General features: G+C 51.5%; 18 protein-coding genes. 5 read left to right on the forward strand and 13 right to left on the reverse strand.

Going from position 1 to position 23,991, the window contains the following annotated elements; genetic code table 11:
* Positions 1-155: 155 nt before the first annotated feature.
* The 3 genes from P2G88_RS07900 to P2G88_RS07910 are packed head-to-tail and all read right to left on the reverse strand — an operon-like array spanning position 156 to position 7,637.
* Positions 156-3,224, reverse strand: coding sequence for an efflux RND transporter permease subunit (locus P2G88_RS07900; RefSeq protein WP_275795300.1), 3,069 nt, complete (start codon positions 3,222-3,224; stop codon positions 156-158).
* Positions 3,217-6,558 (reverse strand): efflux RND transporter permease subunit, encoded by a 3,342-nt coding sequence (locus P2G88_RS07905; protein WP_275795301.1) that lies wholly within the window; start codon positions 6,556-6,558, stop codon positions 3,217-3,219. Before P2G88_RS07905 ends, P2G88_RS07900 begins: the two co-directional genes overlap by 8 nt.
* A 14-nt stretch (positions 6,559-6,572) precedes the next feature.
* On the reverse strand, positions 6,573-7,637 hold the full coding sequence (locus tag P2G88_RS07910; protein ID WP_275795302.1) for an efflux RND transporter periplasmic adaptor subunit: 1,065 nt from the start codon (positions 7,635-7,637) through the stop codon (positions 6,573-6,575).
* Positions 7,638-8,059: 422 nt separating this feature from the next.
* On the opposite strand from P2G88_RS07910, the gene P2G88_RS07915 reads away from it, so the two are divergent.
* A complete protein-coding gene (locus tag P2G88_RS07915) occupies positions 8,060-8,245 on the forward strand; it encodes a hypothetical protein (RefSeq protein ID WP_275795304.1) in 186 nt (61 codons plus the stop codon).
* 371 nt (positions 8,246-8,616) lie between these two features.
* Here P2G88_RS07915 and P2G88_RS07920 read toward each other — a convergent pair whose 3' ends face one another.
* The 9 genes from P2G88_RS07920 to P2G88_RS07960 form a co-directional block, all read right to left on the reverse strand.
* Positions 8,617-8,973: a hypothetical protein gene (locus P2G88_RS07920; protein WP_275795306.1), complete on the reverse strand. Its 357-nt coding sequence runs from the start codon at positions 8,971-8,973 to the stop codon at positions 8,617-8,619.
* Between the two features lie 69 nt (positions 8,974-9,042).
* Positions 9,043-10,044: a D-cysteine desulfhydrase family protein gene (locus P2G88_RS07925; protein ID WP_345798879.1), complete on the reverse strand. Its 1,002-nt coding sequence runs from the start codon at positions 10,042-10,044 to the stop codon at positions 9,043-9,045.
* The gene (locus P2G88_RS07930; protein ID WP_275795307.1) at positions 10,037-10,561 is read right to left on the reverse strand and encodes a mechanosensitive ion channel family protein; all 525 of its coding nucleotides are present in this window, start codon (positions 10,559-10,561) and stop codon (positions 10,037-10,039) included. Before P2G88_RS07930 ends, P2G88_RS07925 begins: the two co-directional genes overlap by 8 nt.
* 9 nt (positions 10,562-10,570) lie before the next feature.
* Positions 10,571-11,314: a TerC family protein gene (locus P2G88_RS07935; RefSeq protein WP_275795308.1), complete on the reverse strand. Its 744-nt coding sequence runs from the start codon at positions 11,312-11,314 to the stop codon at positions 10,571-10,573.
* Positions 11,315-11,447: 133 nt separating this feature from the next.
* Entirely contained in the window at positions 11,448-11,765 is a 318-nt protein-coding gene (locus tag P2G88_RS07940) for a YdbL family protein (protein ID WP_275795309.1), read from the reverse strand.
* Positions 11,766-11,776: 11 nt separating this feature from the next.
* Complete coding sequence (locus P2G88_RS07945) at positions 11,777-11,956, reverse strand: YnbE family lipoprotein (RefSeq protein WP_275795310.1); 180 nt, start codon at positions 11,954-11,956, stop codon at positions 11,777-11,779.
* A complete protein-coding gene (locus P2G88_RS07950) occupies positions 11,953-14,370 on the reverse strand; it encodes a YdbH domain-containing protein (protein ID WP_275795311.1) in 2,418 nt (805 codons plus the stop codon). Before P2G88_RS07950 ends, P2G88_RS07945 begins: the two co-directional genes overlap by 4 nt.
* Positions 14,371-14,431: 61 nt before the next feature.
* Positions 14,432-15,496 (reverse strand): efflux RND transporter periplasmic adaptor subunit, encoded by a 1,065-nt coding sequence (locus P2G88_RS07955; RefSeq protein ID WP_275795312.1) that lies wholly within the window; start codon positions 15,494-15,496, stop codon positions 14,432-14,434.
* 10 nt (positions 15,497-15,506) lie between these two features.
* Positions 15,507-18,599, reverse strand: coding sequence for an efflux RND transporter permease subunit (locus P2G88_RS07960; protein WP_275795313.1), 3,093 nt, complete (start codon positions 18,597-18,599; stop codon positions 15,507-15,509).
* Between the two features lie 407 nt (positions 18,600-19,006).
* On the opposite strand from P2G88_RS07960, the gene P2G88_RS07965 reads away from it, so the two are divergent.
* A complete protein-coding gene (locus P2G88_RS07965) occupies positions 19,007-19,642 on the forward strand; it encodes a DUF2306 domain-containing protein (RefSeq protein WP_275795314.1) in 636 nt (211 codons plus the stop codon).
* 49 nt (positions 19,643-19,691) lie between these two features.
* On the opposite strand, the gene P2G88_RS07970 is transcribed toward P2G88_RS07965, so the two are convergent.
* On the reverse strand, positions 19,692-20,975 hold the full coding sequence (locus P2G88_RS07970; protein WP_275795315.1) for a citrate synthase: 1,284 nt from the start codon (positions 20,973-20,975) through the stop codon (positions 19,692-19,694).
* A gap of 513 nt (positions 20,976-21,488) precedes the next feature.
* Between P2G88_RS07970 and sdhC the strand changes: the two genes are divergently transcribed.
* Genes sdhC through sdhA form a run of 3 tightly spaced genes read left to right on the forward strand, consistent with a single transcriptional unit; the run spans position 21,489 to position 23,977 of the window.
* Positions 21,489-21,863 carry a succinate dehydrogenase, cytochrome b556 subunit gene (sdhC, locus tag P2G88_RS07975; protein WP_275795331.1) on the forward strand — a complete coding sequence of 125 codons (375 nt, stop codon included), beginning with the start codon at positions 21,489-21,491 and terminating at the stop codon, positions 21,861-21,863.
* Complete coding sequence (gene sdhD, locus P2G88_RS07980) at positions 21,857-22,204, forward strand: succinate dehydrogenase, hydrophobic membrane anchor protein (protein WP_275795316.1); 348 nt, start codon at positions 21,857-21,859, stop codon at positions 22,202-22,204. Before sdhC ends, sdhD begins: the two co-directional genes overlap by 7 nt.
* A complete protein-coding gene (gene sdhA / locus P2G88_RS07985; protein ID WP_275795317.1) occupies positions 22,205-23,977 on the forward strand; it encodes a succinate dehydrogenase flavoprotein subunit in 1,773 nt (590 codons plus the stop codon).
* The last annotated feature ends 14 nt before the right edge of the window (positions 23,978-23,991 follow it).

The following is a 23,991-nucleotide window of genomic DNA, read 5'->3' on the forward strand; positions in this document are numbered from 1 at the left end:
TGTCGCTAATGAAAGCGCTCTTGCAAACGAACAAGGAGCAATTGACGGCAGTAGTCTGCTTGTCGAAAACAATGAGGTCTGTATCAGCGGGAAAGCGTCGACCCTATGTAGAGCGGATCAGGAAAAATAGAAAGGGCGCACAAGGCGCCCTGAAATTAAGTGGCTTTGATTAACCTGCCGACCAGGCGTTTACTGTCTTGTACCATATGCGCTGTGTTTCTGCGCAGTTTCAGTAGCAGCAGGTAGGTCAGCGGCAACAGGAACAGACTGGTTACGGTGGAGAACATCAGTCCGCCGATAATGGCAATAGCCATGGGGGAGTAGGGCGGGCCGTCACCCCCGATTTGGGTATTGCCCAAAGCCAGGGGCACCAGGCCCAATACGGTGGTCGCTACCGTCATCAAAATCGGCCTCACCCGACTCATACAGCCTTCCAATATGGCATCAATCACGTGATGGCCTTCGTTAATCAGCTGATTGATCCTGTCTACCAACACAATGCCGTTGTTGACCACTATTCCCATCAGAATGAGCATACCAATCATGCCCATAATCGACATATTGGTGCCTGTCAGCATAAAGGCCCAGAACACCCCGGTGAAAGAGAAAAGCAGCGAGGTGATTACGGCTGTAGGCAACAGCAGAGATTCAAACAGGGCCGCCATCACCACATAGATCATACAAACGGCAAGCAGCATATTGGTCTGCATCACGGCTTCATTCTGGTTTTGACGTTGGAAACTGCCGTCTAAAGTCCACTTGTAACCGGCTGGTAGCTCGATATTGGACATAATGGACTCGATACGTTCTCTGGCCTGATCAAGGCTGGTGCCTTCCTTGAGATTGGCACCAATACCCAAAGCGGTCTGGCGGTAGTGACGTTGTATTTCAGAGAGTCTTGGCGCCACGCTGATATCGGCGACCATATCCAGGGTCACATTTTGAGTGTCATCGCGCTTGATGGTCAACCGCTTCAGTTCTTCCAGCGAATGTTGCAGCGATTCATCGAACATCAGACGAATATCCACCTCGCCGGTATCACCATGGCGGAAGGTACGCAGGTTGCTGCCGCGCAACGCAGTGGCGATCACATTGGCCACATCCTCGGCGGATAAGCCAAATCGAAATGCCTTTTGCCTGTCGATGCGCACTTGTAATTCTTCTTTTTGGCTGTTGATATCGGCGCGCACATCGGTAAGCCCTTCCACCTGTTCAAGCACCGGTACTATCTGATCGGCGATGCGCATTAACGCCTCAGAAGATTGACCTAGTAGAGTCAAACGCACGCCTCCGTTACTCTGGTTCCACTGAAAGCTCGGCTCTGAGCGCACCAGGCTGGGGAAGTCCTTCTTAATCATCTCCTTGACCACATTCTGGTGCACCGGTACATCATCATTCAGAGTAATGCCGGATACCGCAAAGCCGGCATTGAAAAAGCTATACACCTGCTTGATATGGAACTTTTCCTGATTGGCGTAGAGGTATTCTTCCATCCGGTTGACCTCTTTCTCCACCTCATCCATGGTGAAGTTACCCTGGATGTTGTAGTTCAGCCACAGCTGGTTATTGGGGTTTTCATTATCCTCATCGCCGCTTACTACGCCCATTGGGATGGCGGTAGACAGTAAAATGGCCACCGCAATCAATACCGTTTTGCCCTGATGGGCCAAGGTCCATTGCAACACATTGTGATACCAGGTTTTCCAACGGCTGGGCTTATCATCCTTGGGCTTAGTGGTTTGCTTGAGCTTGGTGGTTAACAAGGGGATCAGGGTTTGGGCCAGCAATAATGAGGCAAACAGGGAGATACAGATGGCGATAGCCACATGTTCCAAAAATACGGTGACGTTAACTTTGGCGCCGACAATATTGGGCAAAAACACAATGGCAGTGGTCGCGGTACCGGCAATCATCGCCAGGCTCACTTTACTGACCCCGGACCTGGTCGCACGAAGGGGATCTTTGTCATGCTCTTTTTCCTGGAAGATGCTTTCGGTGACCACCACCGCGTTATCCACCAGCATCCCTACGGCCAGCATCAACCCCATCAATGACAGAATATTCAGGCTATAGCCCATAAAGTACATGCAACCCAGGGCAATACAGATGGAGAAGGGCACAGAAAGCACCACAATCAGGGTACTGGCCACCTGACGCAGGAACAAATACAACACAATCACTGACAACAATGCGCCCACCAGACCGGCGTTCAGCAAGTCGCCGAGGGAGTCGGTGACGCTTTTCGCTTCATCCTGCATGATAAACAGGTTTATGCCATTGAACGCCGGACTGTCATTGGCCTCGTCCACTACCTTAAGCACAGCCTTGGACACTTCGACCAAGTTACTGCCGGACTCGCGGAAAATATTCAGGCCCACCGCATAGGTGCGATCCAAATGACGACCTTCGGTGCGACGTGGCGTTTCATAGCCGATATCGGCAATATCCTTAAGACGAATGCCTTGTTGCACAATGAGGTCTTCAATCTCTTCCTTACTGCGAAATTCGCCTTGCGGATTGACCATAATCTTCTGATTCAGCTCGACAAAATGCCCTGCGCTCATTGAGAAGTTGGCATCACGCAGTACTGTTGTCAGTTGATTCACATCGATATGCAAAGCGGCAATGCGCTCAGAGTCCAAACGAATGGCAATTTGCTTTTTCAGCACGCCATAAAGCTCGACCTTAGATACTCCTGGCACCCTTTCGATAGGCATTTTCAGGTTGCGATCAAGCAGATCATAGGCATTAGACAGATCGCGCTCACTGGATACCCGAAGCTGAAAGATGGGCATATCACTGGTGTTGAACTGGTAAACCAGGATGCGCTCCACATCAGTGGGCAGCAGATGACGAATGGCATCCACCTTTTCCCGGGCTTCAATGCTTTTAGCACTGATATTTTCATCCCAGGAAAATTCGATATGGATTTCGGCGCCATCTTCGTTAGAGGTAGAAGATAAACGCTTGATGCCCGACATGGTCGCCAGGGCTTCTTCCACCGGCTTGGTAACCATTTTTTCCACTTCGGCCGGCGTCGCGTCCTGATAGGGGATCACCACCATCATCTCGGGGATATCGATGCCGGGGAATTTCTCAAGGGGCAGCAGACGACTGGCAATCAGGCCAAGCAGCAGCATGGAGAAAAAGAACATGCCGACGGTGACCGGGCGGCGGATAGCAAATTCCGCCAGACCCGCACCCATGGATTCGAACTTATTCATGGCTGGCCTCCATTTCTACCGCAGGTTCAAAGCGCTTGCGGTCAAACAGGCTGTACAGCACCGGAATAAGCAGTAATGTCAGCAGGGTCGCGAATAACAATCCGAAGATCACCGTCACTGCCATGGGGGTGCGGATTTCTGCACCTTCACCGAGGCCGATGGCCATCGGCAGCAAGCCCAGTGTGGTGGTCAGGGTGGTCATCAGAATCGGACGCAGTCGACTGTGGGCGGCCTCGAAGATGGCCTCTTCCTTGTCTTTGCCTTCGGTGCGAAGCTGATTGATCCTGTCCACCAACACGATGGCGTTATTGACCACGATACCGGCCAGCATAATCAGGCCGATAAAGACCACCACCGACAGGTGCGTACCGGTCATAAACAATCCATAGATGGAGCCGGCGCAAGCCAAAGGTACGGTAAAGAGAATAAGGAAGGGATGCAGTAAGGACTCAAACTGTGAAGCCATCACCAGATACACCATAAATACGGCCAGTAGCAGGGCAAATTTGAGCGAGTCGAAGGAGACCTGCATTTCTTCATTCTGACCGGCGATACGGGCATTCATGCTCATTGGCAGATTGAGGTCGCTCAGCATGGCTTTTGCCACTTCCACCGCTTCACCCAAATCGCCATAGGCCAGGTTGGCGGAGACCACAGCCACACGCTCCTGACCGATACGGGTAATTTCACTTGGACCCACCGACATGCGGATATCGGCTACAGCGCCCAAAGGCACTGCAGGACTTTGTCCGGGGTTAACAATCATATTGGCAATATCTTCGGCCGAATCCCGTTGCTGTTCCTGGGTGCGCACCAGAATATCCACTTTGCGATCGTCGATGGTATAACGGCTGGCCACTTCGCCACCGACTTTAGCGGCGACCATTTTGGAGACCTCGGAAGCGGTCAGGCCGATTTGCGCCAGACGGGCATGGTCGAAGTAAATTTTAAGCTCGGGATGGCCGGCTTGCAGGCTGGTTTTAACATCGGCAAAGCGATCGTTGCCTTCCAGCATCGCCACCAGCTTGTCGGCCTGGGTACGCAGCATACCCAGGTCGTAACCGGTGATCTGTATTTCCATTGGTGTGGAGAAACTGAAGAGCTCTGGCTTACCAAATTTGGCGGTAACACCAGCCTTGGTAGCAAGGTAGTCACGCATAGCCGCCATTACCGTTTCTTCATCCTCAGCGCTGCTGCCGTCTTTCAGTACCACATTGAGCTTGCCCCAATAGTCACCGCCCTGGCTGGGAGAGGCATTCATCAGGCTGCCGGTACCGGCCAGCGAATAGGTGCGATCGACACTTTCCTGTTTTTCCGTGAAGGTGGCCAGCTGCTCTAACACTTTATCGGTGTCTTCAAGACGGGCGCCCGTCGGCAAAGTGAGCTCGGCATAAAACTCACCCTGGGACATGGGGGGAATAAGCTCCACGCCCAGGCGTGGCAGTAGTGTCAAAGAGATCAGTGATAAGCCCAGAATAGAAGCAAGTACCATCACCCGTTGTTTAAGCGCGCCTTTTAACAGGACCAAGTAGCTGCGCTCGATGGCGACAAAGGCTTTGTCAAACATCCAAAGCAATGGACGAAACAGAGTGCCAAAAACTTTTTTCAGTACTCTGACGGTCAATACCACCAGGCTGCTGATAGCCAATGAGGTCAAATAAAATGCCTTGCGCACTAACCAAAGTAACTTGGCAAAAGGCCACAGCAATACGTAGCCAATCTTGCCCATCCGGCTTTGGGGCTGCCATTTCTGATGGGGTGGGCCAAGATCCAGTGGCTCTTCTTCCTGGTGTTCGCTGCTGCCTTCGCGGGCGGCAAGCATGGGGATCAGGGTCAGGGCGACCAGCAAGGAGGCGCCCAGCGCGAAGGTCACGGTCAGCGCCTGGTCCGAAAATAGCTGTCCGGCGATACCTTCCACAAATACCAAGGGGAAAAACACGGCCATGGTAGTCAGGGTAGAGGCGACAATAGCGGTGGACACCTCTTTGGTGCCTAATGCTGCCGCCTGCATAACGCGCTGACGCTTGACCGTGCCCGCTTCGCCGGCCTTTTGCAGTTTTTTATGGCGATCGATGTTTTCCAGCACCACGATGCTGTTGTCCACCAACAGACCGATGGCCAGGGCGATACCGCCTAAGCTCATGATATTCAGACTAATATCATTGCCGTACATGAGGTTGAAGGTGGCGATGATGGACACCGGAATGCTGATAGAAATAATCAGCGTTGGCCAGATGTTTTTAAGGAATAAATAGAGCACAAACATGGCCAGAATGCCACCGATAATGGCTGCCGACTTTACTTCGTCGATGGCATTGGCGATAAAGCGGGATTGGTCGTAGACCTTCTGCAACTCATACTGGACCGGGATCTCGTCTTTTAGCTGATTTAAGCGGCGCTGAACATTTTCGGCCACCTGCACAGTATTGGCGTCGCCTTCCTTGTAGATGGCGATTTCTACCCCTTCAAAGCCGTTGAATCGGGTAATGGACGTGCGCTCTTTATAGCTGTCTTCGACTTCAGCTATATCCCCTAAGCGGATATTGCGCCCGTCGCGGTTGGCAATAAAGAGATCACGCATCTGATCCAGGGTTTCAAACTGATTCAGGGTGCGCACCAGATATTCACGGGTGCCATCTTCTACGCGACCGCCGGAGGTATTAACGTTCTCGGTCTTCAGGCGTTGGATAATTTCATCGATTTTGATATTCAGCTGGCTGGACTTTTGCTGGTTAATCAGCACCTGGATTTCGTTTTCCAGACCACCACCGATGCGTACAGACGCGACGCCGTCCACAGACTCCAGCTTACGTTTGAAATCTTCTTCGGCATAAGTACGCAGACGCTTCATGGATTCCACATCCAGCATGGGGGAGGCGGCACCCTCTTCAGCGCTATCGGTGGCTTTGCCTAAGCCAAAGCGCAAGATGGGGTCGAGGCTGGGGTTAAAGCGCAGCAACAGAGGCTTCTCCACATCCAGTGGTAACAACAGCACATCAAGTTTTTCGCGTACTTCGAGACTGGCCATATCCATATCGGTGCCCCATTCAAATTCGAGCACGACATCAGACTGACCGGCTTTGGAGGTGGAGGTAACAGTACGTACCCCTTTGACCACACCGATAGCCTCTTCAATGGGTTTGGAAACCAGTTGTTCTACCTCCGCTGGCGCCGCACCGGTGTAATCGGTACGGATGGTCAGGGTCGGATAGGACAACTCAGGTAACAGGTTCAGGGCCAGGCGGGAGAGAGACACCATACCAAACAACAAGATGGCAAAAGTGAACATCCACACGGTAACCGGCCGCTTTACGGCAACATCTACAATACTCATGATGACCTCCGGGATTAGCCGTTAACGATTTCGACCGGGGCTTTGTCTTTGAGGTTGTGATGGCCGGTGATCACCACCTGCTCGTCACCAGTAAGGCCGCTTAGCACTTCCACCATGTTGCCTTCCTGATAGCCAGTTTTGATCTGGATCTTCTCGGCAACGCCGTCCTTGACCACAAACACGTTGACCTTATCGTCGATGTTCAGTACCGCCTGACGGGGCAACAGAGTGGCGTTTTGATGGGTATCGTAGTTCAGGCGAACCTGAGCAAACATGCCTGCTTTGAGGTGGTTGTCTTCATTAGGTACACGCAGCGTCACTTTAAAGGTACCGGTGTTAGCATCGATTACCGGGCTGATGCGTTCCACATAAGCATTAACGCCGTTATCCCCCAAAGCGGTAACATTCAGCTTGGCTTGTTGCTGCACGTGCACACGGGGCAGTTCTTTCTCAGGCAGATGCACCACACCGTATAGCTGTTTTTGCTGCACGATATGAAACATACGTTCACGTTGGAAAGATTCAGTCAGATTGCCCACCTTGGCATTACGCTCGGCGATAAACCCGGCAATTGGGGCGCGGATAGTGGTTTCAGACAGATCCAAACGGGCCAGTTCCAGTTCGGCTTTGGCGCCATCATAAGCGGCAGTGAGCTTATCGAAAGCGTCATCGCTGGCTAACTTACGCTGATACATATCACGTACTTTCTTCAGCTCTTTTTCGATGCCTAGCAGATTGGCCTCGGCGCGCTTCAGATTCAGCTCATAACGCTCTGTCTCCAGGCGTGCCAGCACCTGATTTTTTTCCACATAATCGCCTTCTTCCACCATGATTTCGTGGATGATGCCGGAGGCTCGGGCTACCACAAACGCCTCTTCCTTAGCTTCCAGAATGGCGGTGGTGGCGTAATTAGAAGAGATATCGCCGCGACTCAGAGGAGCGACTTCCACGGGAATGGCAATGACTTCTGCCTGCTTGTCGGTGTTATTGGTGGCTTCGGCGTCTCCACAGCCACTCAGCAAACTGGTGCCGGCGAGCATGGAGCACAGGATAAGTGGTTTAAAAATCTGGCGCTGCATAGTCTTCCCCTGAATCTGTTTTTTGTGGCCTGGCCAACATGACACGTACGTAGCTTTCGTCACCTTGGCCCATATGTCGCTGTGTTGCAGGCATTGTGCCACTGTTAAAAATCCATATAAATCAATGTTTTATTATTTTAGTTTGACTTGATAAGTTTGCTTTGCCCGTAAACTTAGTGAAAACCACCAATTTGTAGTCAGCAATGCTATTTGGCTAGGGTATCTAAACGGGCGCGGCTGTGTGACAACAAAAATCTCAGATAGTTGTCATCTATATAGGGTAGCGCAGTCCAAGGCCTGCGCCGTAAGGTGCATTTGTAAGAAAGTGTGCGCAAAGGGCTAAGGATAAAGAGGTCTGTACAGATGAGAATTGTTGAAGTTGTGCTACACCTGATGCAGGCACTCAACAGTGGAGAGCAGTGATGATCACCAAAGAGCGTTGGACGGAAATCATGCGGGCTTCTGGCCTGGATGAGGAAGCCATGGCCAATTGGCATAAGCAGTTTGAAATGATGGAGCCTGAAGCTCATCAGGAATTTTTGGAGTTCTTGCAAATACCCGAGGAGGAAATTGCCGAAATTCGTCAGTGGGCTAAGCCCTTTCCTTAAAGCAAGGGCAATCGATGGCTGACAGATCAAGGGGCTAAATAGGCCTCTCCGAGTGCTGCTTTCAGTTCACCGCTTTGACGCATTTCGAATAGTATCTTATTGATATTCCTTGTAAATTTATCTGTTTTTTTTTGACGGGTGGCACAAGAAGCTGTCATCTTGCACATAAAAGGGGTTTTGGGCATCGAATTGCAAGCCTTTTAACTGCTTAAGTTGTGGGCGGACATCGGGCAAGTAGGCCAATACGGCGTCTACCCTCCCGCTTTTGAGCATGCCAAAGCTTTGTTCATCGTTAGAGACTTCTATTAATGAATGCCGTTCCAATTTGTGTAAGGTATTGCCAAATGAGTTCCCCCTGCGAAAAGCGATAGTTAGTTGCGGAGTGGCTTCGCTGAGGAGCGAAGAGGGGAGCAGGGGAGAAGGAGAGAAAAAAATGCTTTGGCATAGTTTACAGGCTGGCTTTGAATCCGGGGCTGTTCATTCTCTGCGGCCATGGTGCTTCCGGGAAATAGGCAATCTGACTCTTCTTCATTAAAGGCTTTGGCTGCTCTGACGGCCGGATAGTAGTGAAACACCATTCTATCTTGAATTTTGCTACTCAGCCGGTTGAGCAGCTTTGAATAGGGGGCCTGAGAGTTCTTGTATTCTAGAATGTCGGGGATAGTGTTGAGTGCAATCACCACCTGTTCGGCCATCTCATCAGCATACAAATGCGTATTAAGCAGCATTGAACAGAAAGCCAGGCTTTTCCAAGATATTTGCTGATGTTTGCAAAACCCCAAATTCGCACAACCCCATTATAGATGTCTGTTTGCAGCCCATTCATCTGCATATGCAAAGATGGCTGGAGCCCCCCCAGTATGCCAGAACAGTATTTTGTCCTCAGCAGAAAAATGTCCCTTTTGCACTAGATCCAGTAAACCCGCCATGGCCCGGCCAGTGTATACCGGATCAAGCAGGATCCCTTCTAAACTTGCCATCAGCGAGATGGCTTCCTGTTCAGGCTCACCCATCACGCCATAACCTTGCCCCAAATAGTCCTCGTTGAGAACGATGTCTTCAGCGCTTAGATTGGCCAATGGCTCCAGGTCCGTCAGCACATCCTGAGACAGGGATAAAAGCTGTTGTTGGAAAGGGCTTCCGTTATTTTCCTCTTTGTCGATGCGAATGCCTAAAATCTGAGTGGGCAGGGCCATCCATTTTGCGGCGGCCAACAAGCCAGCATGGGTACCGCCGGAGCTGGAGGCAAACACAATATGGCTGAAGGGTTCTTGAGTTTGGCGGCATAGTTCGACCAGCGCATTGGCAAAGCCCAATGCTCCAAGCTTATTTGAGCCGCCATAAGGCACCACATATGGCCTTTTACCCGCCGCGATAAGCGATTCGGCCAGGGCCGGGATATCTTCGCCTTTACGCTTACTGCCGGCAAAGTGCAGATGGGCGCCAAACAGCGAATCGAGCAGTAAATTACCTTGAAGCAGGGGCGGTGCGTAACCACCTAACACCAGATGGCATTCCAGTCCCAAACTGGCAGCGGCTGCCGCTGTCTGACGGCAGTGATTGGATTGAATAGCGCCGGCGGTAATCAGCGTGTCTGCCCCTTCAGTCAGGGCGTTTTGCAGCAAATACTCCAATTTTCTGACTTTGTTGCCACCCAAGGCGAGACCACTTAAGTCATCGCGCTTTATCCAGATGGATGGACCACCCAAGTGTTCGCTCAGGCGCCGCAAGGGAGACAAGGGGGTTGGAAATACACCCAGAGCGATGCGTTCGCTAAGTGGTGGCAGCATTTCAGTCACTTTCAATTTGCTCCGGTTTGACCTTGCTCTCACCATTTGCCAGCAGGATCACCGGCACTTGCAGGATCATGCTGTTGGGGTAGGTAATAAGATCACCATCAGATTTTTTAATCAGCACGTGAAAGGTGGAGATTTCCTCAATCACCCCACTGATATCGAAGTCTTTATTAATGACCTTTATATGGTCACCTACACGGTAGGGGAAATTGAAAAAAATCAGCACACCCGCCGTGATATTAGAGAGTATCGACCACTGGGCAAATAACGCGACACCAAGCACCGCAAAAGTGGACGACAAGAACACCATCAGATTGGCGTAGTCGATGCCGAACACCAGCAGTCCGGCAAACAGGTATGCCCCCAAATGCACGGTGGTCAGAAATTTTTTGACCATGGCCTTGCGCTGCATGGGGGCGTCCTTGGCATCCAGCAACTTGCGAACCACAAAATATAAGATGGTGCGGGTGATAAAATACAGTACCACCAACCCCAGCGTAATCAGAATATTCAGTTCCATAGACAGCTATTATTCCGTAATAGACTTACGCAGTTGCACCGCATCACTGCGCTTTTTGCGTAGGCGTATATTGAGCATTTCCACTGCTATCGAGAAGGCCATGGCAAAGTAGATGTAGCCCTTGGGTACATGCACATCGAAGCCTTCGATAACCAGAGTAAAGCCGACCATAATCAAAAAGGAGAGCGCCAGCATCTTGATGGTTGGATGGGCATCAACAAAGTCACCGATGGATTTTGCGGCAAACAGCATCACCAATACCGAGGCCAATACCGCAATCACCATAATCGACAGATGATCGACTAAGCCCACCGCGGTAATCACCGAGTCCAGCGAAAAGACAATATCGAGGATGGCTATCTGTATCAAGATGGCGCCGAAATTGGCTGCGCCGCCCAGGCCTTGGGCATCCTCTTCCCCTTCGAGACTGTTATGGATCTCATGGGTAGACTTGGCCAGCAGGAATAATCCTCCGAGGATCAGGATCACATCCCGGCCGGAAATTTCGTTACCAAACATGGAAAACCAGGTTTGGGTCAGGCCCATCACCCAGGTTATACCGAAAAGTAAGGCCAATCGTGAAAGCATGGCCAGGGAGATCCCCAATTTACGGGCTTTTTCCCGTTGCTCGGGGGGCAAGCGGCCGACCAGAATTGAAATGAAAATAATGTTATCGATGCCCAGTACGATTTCCAGCGCCATTAAGGTGGCCAGGGCAATCCAGGCTTCGGGACTGGCTATCCATTCAAACATGCTAATCCTCAAAAAAGTGTCAGTGCCTTGCGGACTTCAAAATAAGTGAAAATCGCCGGATTTCAAGTCCGGCGGTGGCTTATATTTATTTGCAGATAACTATTGACGCGGTGCGTGAAACGTAAGGGAGGAATTACTTCTTGATCCAGTCATCACCCATCTTTACATAGTGACCTGTCTGGGTTTTCTCTACCGCTTTCTTACCCGCCAGTGCTTCCACTTGTGAAAGTTGCAGGTTGTTTTGGTTGGCCAATTCCAGATACTTTTCCTTGCGCTTGGCGTTGATGTCATTGACCAGCGCCTGGACGTCTTTAGAGGCTTTGATCACCCCCAGGTAACCATCGGGCTGTTCACCCACCAATCCTTGGTCCTTGGCCTGATCTAATTCCAGGGCAAAGGCCAGAAAACTACTGAACAACAAGGCAATCAACAGGCTAATACGCTTTTTCATATGAGTACTCCTTAGAATAAGTCGCTGTCTTCGCTGAACAGTTGATCCAGTTCCTTGTCCACTTTGACACGGATTTCATGATCGATTTTCACATTCAGGTTAATGGTGATGGGTTCTTTAGTTTCTACTTGTACCGTATGGGTACAGGCGGCCAGCATTAAGCAGGCTATCAGGGGGGTTAGGTATTTCATTTTATCCCTTGTTGCACTTTTTGTTTGACCGACTCACCGAGACGCAATGCCTTGAGCAGAGTAAGGATATTTTCCTGGTGAGTATAGTTAAAGTTTATGTCCTGTTTCTTTGTGGGGTTACGTCCTTTGATGTTCATGGCCAGATCCAGCCAGCCATCTTCTGCAAGGCTGACATCGCCGGTCAGTTGAGAGAATTGTAGGTCCTGTAACAAACCCAGTGCGCTATCCATTTGCGGCTGACTGGCTTTCAGACTTTCAAAGGCCGCATTGTTCTGAATGCGCAGGTATCCTGGCCCGCTATTTTTGACCTTACCTTTGTCGATGAGGGCACCCGATGCACTGATGGTGAGTGGCAAGCTGCCCTCAATCCGTCCTTGAACATCGATGCCTGATTGTGCCTGCAGGGCAAGTATTTTGGCGCTATCGAGGTTTTCCAGGGTCAGCATGACTTTCTGTGGTTCGGGTTTCAGGACGACGTTATCCAGTAAAAACTGGCCGTCAAACACATTGCCGCGGATGTCGCTGAGCAGCAATTCCCCGTTTAGACTGGCGAATGTGGCTACTATCTCGTTCAATTCGATACCCGTGTCAGCATGCTTTATGTTTATCTTGTCAGGCATCACCTGAAGGCTATCTGAACTAAAGGTAAATTGTGGCGCCAGGCTCACTCCGGTTAGCTTGTAGTCGCCGTATTGCATCGCCAGGTTATCCAGCTTGATATGACCATTGAGGCTGTCATTGCTCAATGTGTACTCCACATAAGCCGCCAGGTTGCCGCCTGTCAGTTTGGCCTGTGGCCAGGTCCTGGCGATGATATTGTTGAGCCGCAGGGCTGATTGCACCGGTAAGGTCAACGCCAACTGACGAGAATTTTGTGCCACATCAAAGGTTAAACCCGAGGGCAACATCACCTGATGGCCGAATTTGAGCGCAGAAGAGGATTGCACCGTGCCTTTGTGGCTGATCTTGATGCCTTGTAAGTTAACAGAGGGTATATCTGCAGACGCGAGTTCGGTCTGCCCACTGATTTGCAGTTTGCCGGAGATATCACCATCTACCTGTCCCTTATGCTGAATGGTATTCAGCTGAATATCCCCGGATACGGCCTTAGCCACCTTACTTTGGTGATTAAGGATAAAACGCTTGAGATCTTTGCTGACAACACTTATTTGACTGCTAAGGGCTTCCAGAACGAGGTTTTTGTGACTGACATTGCCAATGATGAGTTCGGCATCAAGCTGCAAACCTTGCACCTGCTCCATCTGAAAGGTGAACTGGCTTTGCAGTGTCTGCAAGGTCAAGTCCGCGTCTATAAACCTGGCCAGCGAAAAGCGGTTATCCATGCCTTGCAGCAGATAACCGTCGGGGTGCCAATCCACTCGTCCTTCTGATTGCAATTGTCCATAGGTTTTGTGGTTGAGGCTAAGTTGGTAGTCCAGTGACAACTCACTGCCTTGCAGCAGTTGTACGTTATTCAGGAAAAGTTTTCCTTGCCATAGTGCTGCGTCATTGATTTCCACCAAAGACGTCGATATCAGGTGCGGTGTCAGGTTGATATCCCGCTGAAACACCAGATTCAGCTGCTCGGGAATATACTCTTTGGCGATGCCATCGCAGGAAAGTGCCTGAAAGGTTAATGGTAGCTGGCTGAAATCGATAATGGCGCTCTGCATCACAATATCCAGGCTCAGGCCAAACTCGCCGTGGGCGACCAAATAAGTGTTGCACTGTTCTTTATCTGAGAGCGAGAGGTTCAACGGGCCGCTGATATTCACCTTGTGACGGGTGTAAATCCTCGGACCATCGAGATCAAAACGGCTGATAATATGACTTTGTGCTAACCAATCGGGCAGGGTCATGGGCAGGTTTAAACTGTCTTGCAGCAGAGCCGGTTGCCAGTCTAACTCGCCTTGGGCGCGTCCGTCGGAAAGTTGCAGTTCGGCTTGCCAGTCACCCTCAATGTTTAGCAAATTGCTATCCAAAGCCAATTTCAACTGAAGGGGATTCTTAAGCCAGAAACTGTCTATATGTAAGTCGGCAATTCGCACTGAGGGAAGTACTGCCGGCAGTTGCCATTGCCAGGCGTTGTTGTTGCTTTGTTCAGAGGGAATGTAAACCAGGCTGCGTTTATGGTTGATGGCAAGCTTATTGATGGACAACTGATTGTCACCAGGCACATAAACAAGATCTTCGGCCTGTACATCCAGACTATCTGAAATCAGGCAAAGGCGGGGCAGCTTCAGGGTCAAAGGCCATGCCAACTCAATACTCAGGCAACCAATGCGATAGCCTTGCTCTTTGAGATAGGCATTGCCCCAGGCTCGCAGCAATGGAACACGCTGATTCCAGGCAATAGCGGCTGAAACCAGTGTGAACAACAGAAAAAAGACTGTCCATTTGACAGGGCGTGCCATGGGATCCCGTTTGGCAAGAAACTGCGTTGATAGCTTAACCTTCCTTGGGGCAAAAAATCTATCAGCCGCTATGAATACTCACCAACTGACCATCCTGCAAACGCTCTGCACCGCGGGTGGCTACCCGATCGCCTGCTTTAAGGCTTTGCGCCGAGACACCCACCCTGTCTAAATGGCCATCGCCTACCTGTACTTTCTCGCGTCTGGCCCGATTCTCTTTGTCGATGACCACCACATAAGTGCCGTCACGGCGAAGAATAAGGGCATCACGATGCACGGTCAGCACCTGCTTAGCATCCTGAATGGGCAAGCTGGCAGTGACCAGCTGTCCAGCAGTCCATTGCGACAAACTGTCGGCAGAGAGACTGACTCGCAGTTCGAAGGATTGAGAGCGCATATCGGCGGCCGGAATAATGGCTTTGACAGTGGCGTAGCTTTGCAGGCCATTGGCCTTAACCAGAATCTCTTTGCCTTGGCGAATAAAGGGCAGATATTTCACCGGCACGTAGATGCGCCCCTCAAGGTTTTCTGTGTCCAGCATGGTGACCAGGTTTTCCCCACGATTCACATCACCACCGGCCTCACGCTGACGTTCAGTTATAACCCCATCAAAGGGCGCCAGTACCTTAGTACGGCTTAACTGATCCTCGATTTGCGCCAATTTTAACTTGGCAATCTCCAGATCAGCTTGGGCCAGATCATATTGGGATTGCGTCTGATCCAACTGAAACGCCGAAGCACTGTTGCTCTGACGTAACTCTTTGAGACGCTGCAACTCACGCTCCAGGTACTTGAGGTTGATACTGGCACGCTTTATTTGTGCCTGCTGTTCGGCCTGTTGCAAAGTCAGTGGAATATCATCGACCTTGGCAACGGTTTCGCCCTGATGCAAAAAGGTCCCAGGCTCTGCTACCCAATCCAATCTTCCTTGTACGCCGGCCGTAAGCTGCACATTGCGCTGGCTGTAGATGCTGCCGACCATGTCAACGGTGGGTATAAATTCCTGCATTTCTACTTCGCCAACCCTTACCGGACTTGGCGGTGGCCCGGCCGGCGGCTCAGCTGACTGCGCCATGCTACTTATGCTGGTTAGCAGCAACAGACTTGAAATAATCTGGGCTCGCATATTGGTTCTCCTAATTGGACTGTGCGACAAGCGCATTGGATTCGTTTGCTGCCAACTCATCGGCTTCGCCCAGCCGTAAAAGGGCAGGGAGCAATACCAGAGTACATAAGGCGCTGATGGTCATGCCTCCCACTATCACCGTGGCCAGTCCGCGGTAAATCTCTGAACCGACGCCGGGCATCAGCATCAACGGCAGCATGCCGAACAAGCTGGTCAGGGTGCTCATATACACCGGCCGGGCGCGAATGAGCACGGCTTGTGCCACAGCTTGCTGACGGGGCAACCCTGCGCGCTCGGCATAGCGGGTTTGATCAACCAGTAAGATAGCGTTATTGACCACCAAACCGAGCAAGATGATAAAGCCGATCATGGTCAGCAGATCCAATGACTGGAAGGTGAAGAGGTTCAACACCCATAAACTCAGCACCCCACCGGCGAGTGCCAAAGGCATTACGGTTAATACCAGTAGGCTGTCTTTGGCGGACTTAAACAGCGCTGTCATCAGTAAGAACAGGATCAACAGTGCTAACAGGAAGTTTTGGCCCATCTCAACAATGGCCTGGTTCATACGGTTGGCATTGCCGCTGACCTGGACACTGGCATTTGGCGGTAAGGCTGCACGAATGGCCGGCAGCACCTGCTCATTAATCTCCGCCATGGCTTCTTCCAGAGACAGGTTTTCCGGTGGATTGACGACCAGGCTGATAGTGCGCTTGCCGTTGACGCGACGAAGCTGGCTGGGCCCTACGGTACGCTCCACCCGGGCCAGTTCGCCCAGGGTTTGGATCCCAGCTGCCGGGGTAAAGACGGGTAAAGCCGCCAACTCTTCAGGGCTGTGCCAGCGATTGGCGCGTAAAATCACGTTCATGCGATCGTTGCCGTCGAAGTATTCTGAGACAAACAAACCGCTGGCCATGGCGCGCACCATATTGGCTACTTGTCCTCGGTCCAGGCCTGCCTGGCCAATGCGTCTGTCATCGGGGATGAGACGCAGCTCCGGTTCAGCCATGTCCAAACCTGGCACCGGCTGCGCGCTGATGCCGGGTAAGGCGCTTTGGATAGTACCAAGACCAGCAGAGGCGGCGTCCAGTAAGGCTTCGATATCGGGCCCCTGAATATCGATATTGATGGAGCGTCCGTTACCGCCGCCAGTCACATTAATCATAGAGCCGCGGAATAAGAAAACTTGGGTATCAGGCAGGCCAGAGAGTACTTCGGTGCGCACTACATTCATCAATTCTTCAACGGCCGTCGGATCATCGGCATAGACAAAACCGCCGCTGGCGCCGGGACCGAAGGAATAGAAGTTGTAGCTTTTAATTTTGGGCAATTTACTGCCATCAAGATAAGGCAGCATGCGCTCTTTAACCCGACTGGCCAGTTCTGTTTCTAGAAAATCGACGCTGCCACCAGGCGGCAGGCTAAAAGAATAAAAGAAACCATCGATGGGGGCGCGCGGCATAAAGTCGGTTCTGGGCAACAGACTCAATGTCACCAAACAAGAGATCCCCAGCAGTCCGCCAATCCAACTTAGGCGCTTAAATTGGCTATTGGTTAAACCCATGACCAAAGCGGTTAGCTTGTGCCAATACTGCACGAAGGGATCGCTGCTTTGATCGGATTGCAGCCAGTACTTGCTGGCCAGCGGTAACACCGTGATGGCCGCCACAAAAGAGGCAATTACCGCCACCGACAGGGTTAATGCCAAATCCGAGAAAAGCTGCCCCTCAATACCTTCCATAAACAAAATGGGCAGGAAAATGGCGACACTGGTGGCCGTAGAGGCAAAAAGTGCACCGGCTACCTGAAGCGCACCTTTGAGCACTGCCTTGTTGTCTGACGGATTGTCATTGCGCAGGCGCACGATGTTTTCTTGCACGATAATCGCCGCATCCAGCACCAGGCCTACGGCAAAGGCGATGCCGGCCAGGGAGATGACATTAAGCGAGCGGCCCAGAGCACTTAAGGCCAAAAACGCCACCATCACCGAGAAGGGGATGGTCAGGGCAATAATGGCGGTGGCCCGCCAGCTGCGTAAAAAGGCCCACAGAATACCCAGCGCCAGGGCAACGCCCAATCCGAGGTTACTTTTCACCAGTGTAATGGCATTGCGAATATGTACGGAAGAGTCGAAGCTTAAGTCAATTTGCAGGGCATGCTCGGCCAGTGCGCCGTCATTCAGTTCTTTGATGGCTTTGTTAATGTCATCCATCAGGGCCACGTTATTGGCATCGTGGGAGCGGTTGATGGTGATGTAGTAGGCAGGGGCCCCATCGCGAAGGGTAAAACCAAATCTGTCCACTAAGGTGTCTTCAACGGTGGCAATATCGTGCAGATACACCGGTCTGTCACCACTGTGAGCAATGATCATATCCCCCATATTGTGAATATCGTATTGCCCGGCAAAGCGCACGGTGTACTGACGTCTGCCTACTTCGGCAAAGCCACCTGAGACATCGGCCGAGCCGGCGATGGCGCGGCTGATGTTATTGATAGAAACGCCCAGGGCGGCGGCTTTATAAGGGTCGAAGCTGATACGGATTTCACGCGGACGCTGGCTGTTAAGATTGACCGCTGCCACGCCAGGAATGCGCGCCAGTCTGGGCTCAACCACATCTTCAATTATCTTCTGATACTGGGCAATATCTTCGGCGTCATTGCCTGGTGCGGTGCGCACCAGCAGTGAGGCGGCATTAGGGCCATTACGCCCACCACCTGCTGAGACCACCGGCTCAAAGGCATCGAGTGGCAAGGGGGGAGCTTGGTTTAAACCGTTGATCACATCCAGCATTGCTTTTTGCATATCGGTGCCCACCTCGAAGGTGAGGGTGATATTGCCAAAGCCGCGCTGAATATTGGTGGTGATGTCGGTGACCCCGGGGGTGTTCTTCACCGCGTTTTCCAGGGGCTCTAAGATCACAGACTCCATTTCTTCCGGTGCCGCGCTGCGCCAGCCAGTGCCGATATTGATTTGTGGCTGATCAATGTCGGGGATCAGCTGAATGGGTAATTTGAATATTGCAATCAGGCCAAAAATCATTATCAGCGCCACGATCACCAGCATGGCTGCAGGGTGCTTCAAGCTGACTTTGGTTAATTGCATGGGGATTCCTGGGCGTGGGGTAAATTTATTTGCAGTTTATGCTAATTGAGCGCGGCGAAAATACCATGGCTGTGCGGTCATCGACAGGCTTTTCGGGATGAAAACGGGTGCTATTAACCCTTTGTTACAGTTGGCAATATTAACAAGGTGAGGCGTTAACATTTCTAAGCGCGGAAGCGATCCTGTCACAAGATACTGTGGTGAGTGGCTAAAAAAGCGATAAAGTAGCGAAAAGTCATACTTTATCAGTGTTGTCGCATTACTATTGGCTATCATTGTCATTCAAGATGCAATTCAAAGCATTGAAAAGTAAGGGCTTATTGTTTTTTTTCTTGGTGGAAATTGATTGGTCTGAATATTGCGCTAAGAAGTCAGTATTTAAAACAAAAGAACAGTGAGTAGAATCGATGCGAGTGATGTTTAAGTATTGTGCCTGGTTATTGATGCTATTGGCCGCAGTGGCCGTCGCCTATTACAGTATTTCATTGGCCATGCACCCTGAAAATGCTCCGGGATTTCTGCGTGAAGGGATGCTCTCTGGGCAGTTGCGTTACTATTTTCACTTTATTTTTGGGGCCACCGCATTGGTTTGTGGCGCGCTGCAGTTTTTATCCTGGCTACGTCTGAAACTCCCCGTTTTGCACAGGAATCTGGGCAAATTATACCTGCTCAGCATTTTAATCAGTGGGACCGCAGCATTGATCATGTCGTTGCAGGCCCAAGGGGGGATAGTAAGTGTCACTGGGTTTAGCCTGCTCGCCATATTGTGGCTGTACACCAGTTATCGTGGCTATCAAGAAGCAAGAAAAGGCAATTTCAGCGTACATCGGCAGTGGATGGTGCGCAGCTATGCCCTGACTTTAGCCGCAGTGACACTGCGTCTTTACCTTGGCCTGGCCTTAGGCGTGTTACAGCTGGATTTTGAAACTGCTTACGTGGTGATCGCCTGGGCCTGTTGGTTACCCAATCTAATCATTGCAGAGTTGTGCTTTAACCGACCCGCTATGGCTAAAGAGCAAAACCATCAAGCCAGGCTGGCTTAGCGCTAAGCCAGGTAAAGAAAAACCGCCCTGAGGCGGTTTTTCTTTATGCTTATTTCTTGCTGATTGGCGTGTATTTACGCTGGTCGTGGCCGGTATAAAGCTGGCGCGGACGGCCAATCTTCTGTCCCGGTTGGCTCAGCATTTCATGCCAATGAGAGATCCAGCCCACGGTACGGGCCAGGGCAAAGATACAAGTGAACATATTGGTTGGAATGCCAATAGCCTTCAGGATAATGCCGGAGTAGAAGTCCACGTTAGGGAACAGCTTCTTCTCTTTGAAGTAGGGGTCGGACAGCGCAATACGCTCAAGCTCCATGGCCACATCCAGCAATGGATCCTTGATATTCAGCTCGGCCAACACTTCGTGGCAGCTTTCACGCATTACGGTGGCGCGTGGGTCGTAGTTCTTGTAAACGCGATGACCAAAGCCCATCAAACGGAAAGAATCGTTCTTGTCTTTGGCGCGGGCGATAAACTCCGGAATACGATCCACCGAACCAATTTCTTCGAGCATGTTCAGGCACGCTTCGTTGGCACCACCATGGGCTGGTCCCCACAAAGAGGCCACGCCGGCAGCAATACAGGCATAAGGGTTGGCACCCGATGAGCCGGCCAGACGCACGGTACTGGTAGAGGCGTTTTGCTCATGGTCCGCGTGCAGGGTAAAGATACGATCCATGGCCCGGATAACGGCCTTACTGGCTTTATATTCCTCGGCCGGCACCGAGAACATCATATTCAGGAAGTTTTCGGCGTAGGATTTGTCGTTACGAGGATAAACGAACGGCTGACCGATGTTGTACTTGAAGCACATGGCCACCAGTGTCGGCATCTTGGCGACCAGACGATAGGCACTGCGCAGACGCTGTGCTTCATCGGAAATATCCAGATCGTCATGATAAAAAGAAGACAAGGCGCCGACGGTACCGCACAGCATCGCCATGGGGTGGGCGTCACGGCGGAAACCACGGAAGAAGTTGTTCACCTGATCATGGATCATGGTGTGACGAGTGATGGTGTTCTTGAACGATGCGTATTCTTCGGCTGAAGGGGCATCACCATGCAGCAGCATGTAGCAGACTTCCAGGTACTCGGCATCACGGGCCAATTCTTCAATGGAGAAGCCGCGGTGCAGCAGCACGCCTTTTTCGCCGTCTATATAGGTAATGGCGGACTCACAGGAGCCAGTGGCCATAAAACCGGGGTCGAACGTAAAATATCCATTGGCTCCCAGGCTGCGAACGTCGATCACGTCATGACCAGCGGTTCCGGATAAAATGGGAAGTTCGATTTCCTTCTCGCCTACCTTCAAGATGGCTTTATTTTCTGCCATAAGATGCTCTCCTTCAGATTGCTTCTGGTGGTGCAGGGAACTCTCCCCGGCGCAAAAACGGGCCGGTCACTTGTTAAACGAAGTAGGAGAAATTCACACAGGCGTTTAAAAATTTGCGGCTATTTGTACTGAGAATAGCGCAGCAAGTCAATTTTAATGCGAGAAATACGGATATCCATGCCACTAAAGTTCAGTTTTCCCTTCGACTAAAGTGCAATTTGAATACAACCAAATTTTTGCACCCTACGTAAGCCGTTGTGCAGGGGGGATAATTCCACCTGAAAGAGATAACAAAAATTGTAATTATGTCTATGGCTGGATATACTTTGCGACGTTTAAGTAGCGGTGTTTGTAGCATTTTTTTAACAAATGCCCACACCCGGTCGCAACAAAAAGACAGCTTGAATTCAACGAGTGTTAGTCTGGCGCAATGCCAGGTTAGCGACGATGTAACTGCAATCCATGGGCGTGCCCCCTGAGGGATTTACGCCAGGATTTAATGGGCAACAAATCGTGAAGAAACAAAGACCAGTAAATTTACAACTCAATACGATTAGTTTTCCTCCTTCCGCCGTCTCCTCCATCCTTCACCGGGTAACAGGTGTCGCCATGTTTTTTGCCTTGCTCTTCGTGATCTGGGCTTGGGCGGTATCAGTATCCTCTGCCGAAGGGTTCGCCATGGTGGCTGAGTGCATGCAGGGTTGGGTGGGTAAACTCATCGCCATCGGCACCGTATCAGCCTTCACTTATCACCTGCTGGGCGGTTTGCGCCATATGGTGATGGACATGGGACATTGGGAAGAATTGCAGTCCGGCAACAACAGCGCTAAGGCCATTATCGCCTTGTGGGTTGTACTGACTGTCGTGGTGGGAGTTGTACTATGGTAACCAATCAAGCAAGTCTTAAACGAGACGGTGTGCAGGATTACATCTCGCTGCGCACCACCGCCGTGATCATTGCCGCTTTTGGGCTGTACATGGCATGGTTTTTTATCACTACCCCAAGCATTACCTTTGATGTCTGGCAGGGACTTTTCTCCGGCCTGGGCATGAAGGTGTTCACTCTGGCTGCGCTGGTATCCATCATGATTCACGTGCGCATCGGCCTGTGGCAAGTGCTGACTGACTACGTCAAGCCTGCCGGCGCCAGGGGGCTGATTCAGTACGCATTGAATCTGATTGCTTTCGCCTACGTTGCTGTGGGCCTGTTTGTTCTGTGGGGTGTGTAAGTGAGTATTCCAGTACATGAATTTGATGCCGTCGTGATCGGCGCCGGTGGTGCAGGTATGCGCGCCGCCTTACAAATCTCTCAATCCGGTAAATCCTGTGCCTTGTTATCCAAGGTATTCCCAACACGTTCGCACACGGTATCTGCTCAAGGCGGTATCACCGTAGCATTGGGCAATGCTCACGACGATAACTGGGAATGGCACATGTACGATACCGTCAAAGGCTCCGACTATATCGGTGACCAGGACGCTATCGAATATATGTGTAAGACCGGTCCGGAAGCCATTATCGAGCTGGAAAACATGGGCCTGCCTTTCTCCCGTTTCGAGAACGGCCGTGTGTACCAGCGTCCTTTTGGTGGTCAGTCCAAGAATTTCGGTGGCGAGCAAGCCGCCCGCACGGCAGCGGCTGCTGACCGTACAGGTCACGCCCTGCTGCACCTGCTGTACCAGCAAAACGTGAAGAATCGCACCAAAGTATTTTCCGAGTGGTATGCACTGGATCTGGTCAAGAACCAGGACGGTGACGTCGTCGGCTGTACTGCTATCGATATCGAAACCGGCGAAGTAGTGTACTTCAAATCCAAAGCCGTGGTGCTGGCCACCGGTGGTGCGGGTCGTATCTATGCTTCTACCACTAACGCCCACATCAATACCGGTGACGGCGTCGGTATGGCCCTGCGTGCCGGAGTGCCGCTGCAGGACATGGAAATGTGGCAATTCCACCCCACCGGTATCGCCGGTGCCGGGGTGCTGGTCACCGAAGGTTGCCGTGGTGAAGGCGGTTACCTCCTAAACAAAGACGGCGAGCGCTTTATGGAGCGTTATGCGCCCAACGCCAAAGACCTGGCCGGTCGTGACGTTGTTGCCCGTTCCATGATGACCGAAATCCGCGAAGGTCGCGGCTGTGAAGGTCCATGGGGCGTGCATATCAAACTGAAGCTGGATCACCTGGGTAAAGAGGTGCTGGAATCACGCCTGCCGGGAATTTGTGAGCTGTCCCGTACCTTTGCTCACGTGGATCCGGTCAAAGAGCCGATTCCGGTTATTCCGACCTGTCACTATATGATGGGTGGTATTCCTACTAACGTAGACGGTCAGGCCATCGGTATCGACGAAAACGGTAACGAGAAACTGATCAACGGTCTGTTTGCCTGCGGCGAAATCGCCTGCGTTTCGGTGCATGGCGCCAACCGCCTGGGCGGCAATTCTCTGCTTGATCTGGTGGTGTTTGGTCGTGCTACCGGCCTGCATCTGGGCAAGGCCCTGAGTGAGCAAGCGCCAAGCCGTGATGCCTCTGCCTCTGATCTGGAAGCGGCGCTGGCCCGTTTCAATCGTTGGGAAAACTCCGAAGTGGGCAAGGGCGAAGATCCGGTACAGATTAAGAAAGACATGCAGAAATGTATGCAGCTTAACTTCTCGGTATTCCGTGAAGGTGACGCCATGGCCCAGGGCCTGGCTGAACTGAAGGAAATCCGTGAACGTCTGCAACATGCTCGTCTGGACGACAAGAGCAGCGACTTCAATACCCAGCGTATCGAATGTCTTGAGCTGGATAACCTGATGGAAACAGCATATGCCACTGCGGTTGCGGCTAACTTCCGTACCGAAAGCCGTGGCGCCCACAGCCGCTTCGATTATCCCGACCGGGATGACGACAACTGGTTGTGCCATTCCATTTATCGTCCACAGAGCGAGTCTATGACCAAGCGTGCGGTGAACATGACACCCAAGCTTCGTGAGGCCTTCCCGCCCAAGACTCGGACTTACTAAGAGGAGCATGATTT

Origin of the sequence: Aliiglaciecola sp. CAU 1673, assembly GCF_029223185.1 — a bacterium.
GTDB lineage: Bacteria > Pseudomonadota > Gammaproteobacteria > Enterobacterales > Alteromonadaceae > Bowmanella.

Excerpts from the sequence above, each read along its gene's own strand:
- P2G88_RS07900 (WP_275795300.1), bottom strand. The coding sequence starts at position 3,224 with ATGAATAAGTTCGAATCCATGGGTGCGGGTCTGGCGGAATTTGCTATC.
- P2G88_RS07905 (WP_275795301.1), bottom strand. The coding sequence starts at position 6,558 with ATGAGTATTGTAGATGTTGCCGTAAAGCGGCCGGTTACCGTGTGGATG.
- P2G88_RS07910 (WP_275795302.1), bottom strand. The coding sequence starts at position 7,637 with ATGCAGCGCCAGATTTTTAAACCACTTATCCTGTGCTCCATGCTCGCC.
- P2G88_RS07915 (WP_275795304.1), top strand. The coding sequence starts at position 8,060 with ATGATCACCAAAGAGCGTTGGACGGAAATCATGCGGGCTTCTGGCCTG.
- P2G88_RS07920 (WP_275795306.1), bottom strand. The coding sequence starts at position 8,973 with ATGCTGCTTAATACGCATTTGTATGCTGATGAGATGGCCGAACAGGTG.
- P2G88_RS07930 (WP_275795307.1), bottom strand. The coding sequence starts at position 10,561 with ATGGAACTGAATATTCTGATTACGCTGGGGTTGGTGGTACTGTATTTT.
- P2G88_RS07935 (WP_275795308.1), bottom strand. The coding sequence starts at position 11,314 with ATGTTTGAATGGATAGCCAGTCCCGAAGCCTGGATTGCCCTGGCCACC.
- P2G88_RS07940 (WP_275795309.1), bottom strand. The coding sequence starts at position 11,765 with ATGAAAAAGCGTATTAGCCTGTTGATTGCCTTGTTGTTCAGTAGTTTT.
- P2G88_RS07945 (WP_275795310.1), bottom strand. The coding sequence starts at position 11,956 with ATGAAATACCTAACCCCCCTGATAGCCTGCTTAATGCTGGCCGCCTGT.
- P2G88_RS07950 (WP_275795311.1), bottom strand. The coding sequence starts at position 14,370 with ATGGCACGCCCTGTCAAATGGACAGTCTTTTTTCTGTTGTTCACACTG.
- P2G88_RS07955 (WP_275795312.1), bottom strand. The coding sequence starts at position 15,496 with ATGCGAGCCCAGATTATTTCAAGTCTGTTGCTGCTAACCAGCATAAGT.
- P2G88_RS07960 (WP_275795313.1), bottom strand. The coding sequence starts at position 18,599 with ATGCAATTAACCAAAGTCAGCTTGAAGCACCCTGCAGCCATGCTGGTG.
- P2G88_RS07965 (WP_275795314.1), top strand. The coding sequence starts at position 19,007 with ATGCGAGTGATGTTTAAGTATTGTGCCTGGTTATTGATGCTATTGGCC.
- P2G88_RS07970 (WP_275795315.1), bottom strand. The coding sequence starts at position 20,975 with ATGGCAGAAAATAAAGCCATCTTGAAGGTAGGCGAGAAGGAAATCGAA.
- sdhD (WP_275795316.1), top strand. The coding sequence starts at position 21,857 with ATGGTAACCAATCAAGCAAGTCTTAAACGAGACGGTGTGCAGGATTAC.